This is a genomic window from Natroniella acetigena, from assembly GCF_023227745.1.
GTDB classification, from domain to species: domain Bacteria; phylum Bacillota; class Halanaerobiia; order Halobacteroidales; family Halobacteroidaceae; genus Natroniella; species Natroniella acetigena.
Map to the genome: position 1 here is coordinate 1 of NZ_JALKBX010000101.1, position 2,696 is coordinate 2,696.

At 33.6% G+C, this 2,696-nt stretch carries 3 protein-coding genes; 2 read left to right on the forward strand and 1 reads right to left on the reverse strand.

What is annotated here, in order from left to right; translation table 11 throughout:
- The first annotated feature begins 163 nt into the window (after positions 1 to 163).
- Both MWH25_RS12665 and MWH25_RS12670 read left to right on the forward strand, forming a co-directional pair.
- Positions 164 to 1,420, forward strand: coding sequence for a patatin-like phospholipase family protein (locus MWH25_RS12665; RefSeq protein WP_248628017.1), 1,257 nt, complete (start codon positions 164 to 166; stop codon positions 1,418 to 1,420).
- Between the two features lie 45 nt (positions 1,421 to 1,465).
- Complete coding sequence (locus MWH25_RS12670; protein ID WP_248628018.1) at positions 1,466 to 1,612, forward strand: thymidine kinase; 147 nt, start codon at positions 1,466 to 1,468, stop codon at positions 1,610 to 1,612.
- Between the two features lie 93 nt (positions 1,613 to 1,705).
- On the opposite strand, the gene lgt is transcribed toward MWH25_RS12670, so the two are convergent.
- Positions 1,706 to 2,485, reverse strand: a complete 780-nt coding sequence (gene lgt, locus MWH25_RS12675) for a prolipoprotein diacylglyceryl transferase (RefSeq protein ID WP_248628019.1) — start codon at positions 2,483 to 2,485, stop codon at positions 1,706 to 1,708.
- Positions 2,486 to 2,696 lie beyond the last annotated feature (211 nt).

Sequence of the window (2,696 nt, forward strand, 5' to 3'; positions counted from 1 at the left end):
TTTTTAGCCCTCTCGAAACTGATTTTGAAGTTTATTGGTTGCAGATTTTAATTTTAAAAGTGAAACTATATATCAATCAAGCGTTACTTTTCACATTTTAAAGCAACTAACTATATAATAATAAGTATAAGCTTTTAAATTAGTTCAGAAAGGAGGGCCTAATTTGGAGGTTAACTTATCGCTTAATGGTGGTGGAATTAAGGGGATTAGCCATGTAGGAGGACTAAAGGCCTTAGAAGAAGAAGGGATAGAGATTAAAGCGATTGCTGGTAGTTCAGCAGGGGCGATCATAGCTGCTTTGTATGGGGCTGGTTATAGTTGTGATGAATTAGAAGGAATAATGTACCGAGTTGATTTCAATAAATTTAAAGATGGCTTTTCTTTATTTAGATTGATCAAAGATTATGGTTTATATAGTGGTCAGTATTTTTGGCGCTGGATTGAGGCTAGATTAGCTGCTAAGGGCATCAATAAGTTTAAAGATTTAAGGATGAATGTTAAGATTATAACTTCAGAAGTTACTTATAGTAAAGAGCAGGTCTTTTCTAAAACTGAAACCCCAGAGGCTTTTGTAGCTGAAGCTGTAAGGATGTCAATGGGAATTCCTATCTTTTATGCTCCTTATCGATATCAATCTCAGTTATATGTTGATGGGGGAGTAATGAATAATCTACCGTTAAATGTATTTAGTGAAGCTGAAGAGCCGGTATTAGGATTCTTATTAATAGAACAAGAACAAAAAGAGCAGACGGAGATTAATAATTTTGTAGACTACCTAACTACTTTAATGAATATGGTAATTTCGGTTAATGAGCAGCGACAGATCGAATTATCTGATTCCTATATTATTTCAATTTTAACTGGGAAGACTAAAGCTACTGATTTTTCCTTGTCATTAGAAGAGAAAAAAGAGTTATACAACTTAGGTTACCAGCGGGTGAAAGATAACTTGGATAAATTTAATGATAGACGCTTGGGAGAGACAAAGATATTTAACAAGGGAGAGGTTAGACCTACAACTGTTGAGATAGAAGAGTATAGTAGAAGAATGACCAAATATTTAAAGGAAAATTTTGAGCTTGAGCGGATTGATGGTATTGTCTCAATAATAGATGATGATTATTTATTCTCCTATCTGCTTGCTAAGCAGTTAAATAAAAAATTTACGGTCTTTAAACCAGAAGAGGTAGCATTAGATGATTGTCGTTATAACCAATTACAGCCAGGGGAGAGGGTTATAATTACAACTTTCTTAGCAAAAGAAGATGAGCAATTAGTTAAATTAGCAACACAGTTAAGACAACTTAGAATTGAGGTTGAAGAGATTATTACTTTTATTGGTTCCGAAAGTACTCTTCAAGCTACTAAATCAGATGATAAGCTAGGTATTACTAAATGCCAGACTCTTAATTTTGATTGACGAATTTTTGAGCTTATTATATCATTTGAATCGATTCCTGAATTGATGGCTAGAGCAGAGTATGTAACTAAGTTACATACTGTTTGTGTTAAATGCTCTAATCCAGCTACTAGAAATCAGCGATTGATTAATGGACAGCCAGCTAGTATTAATGCTCCGATCGTAGTAGTAGTAGTAGTAGTAGTAGTGTAGGGGCTGGGATTGATGATGGGGCTGAGCAAAATGAAGAATATTATGAAGCTCGTTGTCGTAGTTGCTATCGAGTAAGATATGATTAAACAGGAATTAAGAGTTATTTTTGTGATTATAATAACTAATACTAAAGCAGAACATGATAACAAAGATACTGATTAATTGAGCAACTCTGAAAGGGCCAAGCATTAGACTATCAGTTCTCATCTCTTCGATAAAGAAACGACCTAGTGAATATAACCCGAGATAACTTAGAAATAATTCACCTGGCTTTAAGAAGTCTTTTTTATTCCAGTAGAAGAAAAGAAAGCAAAAGACAGTTAAATTCCAGAGTGATTCATATAAGAAAGTTGGATGATAATAAGTACCATCTATCCTCATCTGTTCAATAAGCCATGTCGGTAACTGGAGATTTTCTAAAAATGATCTACTGACAGGGCCTCCATGGGCTTCTTGATTCATAAAATTACCCCAACGACCGATTGCCTGTCCTAAAACAATTCCTGGAGCTGTAATGTCGGCTATTTTCCAAAAGTTAATCTTTTTTCGTTTAGTGAAGATAATAGTCACTGTAATAGCAGCAATTAGACCACCATGAATCGCTAAACCGCCACGATCAATTATTTGGGCTGGATATTGACTATAATAATCCCATTTGAAGATTACATAGTAGGCTCTAGCTCCAATAATTACAAAGGGGATAGTCCAGACAATTAAATCTAATACTAAATCAGGATTAACATTTTTTCTCTTAGCTTCTTGAGTAGCAATACCAATTCCAGCTAAGAAAGATAATGCAATGAAGATCCCATACCAAAAAATAGTAATAGGGCCAAGTTGAAATGCAATTGGATCGATATAGGCTAAACTCACAGTTAATTCCTCCTTTAAGCTTGCTTAAAACTAAATTTAATAATATAATAGATTAAAATAATAGTCAAATCTATATTAATTTGCTTATTTATTGGATATTATGTACAGTTATTGGATTTAAAGGTGAAGTTTTGTTACAATTATGGTGTGATCTGTTGCGATATGAAAAGTATCGCCTAGTATTGTGAAGACAATCTACAATAACTAAAAC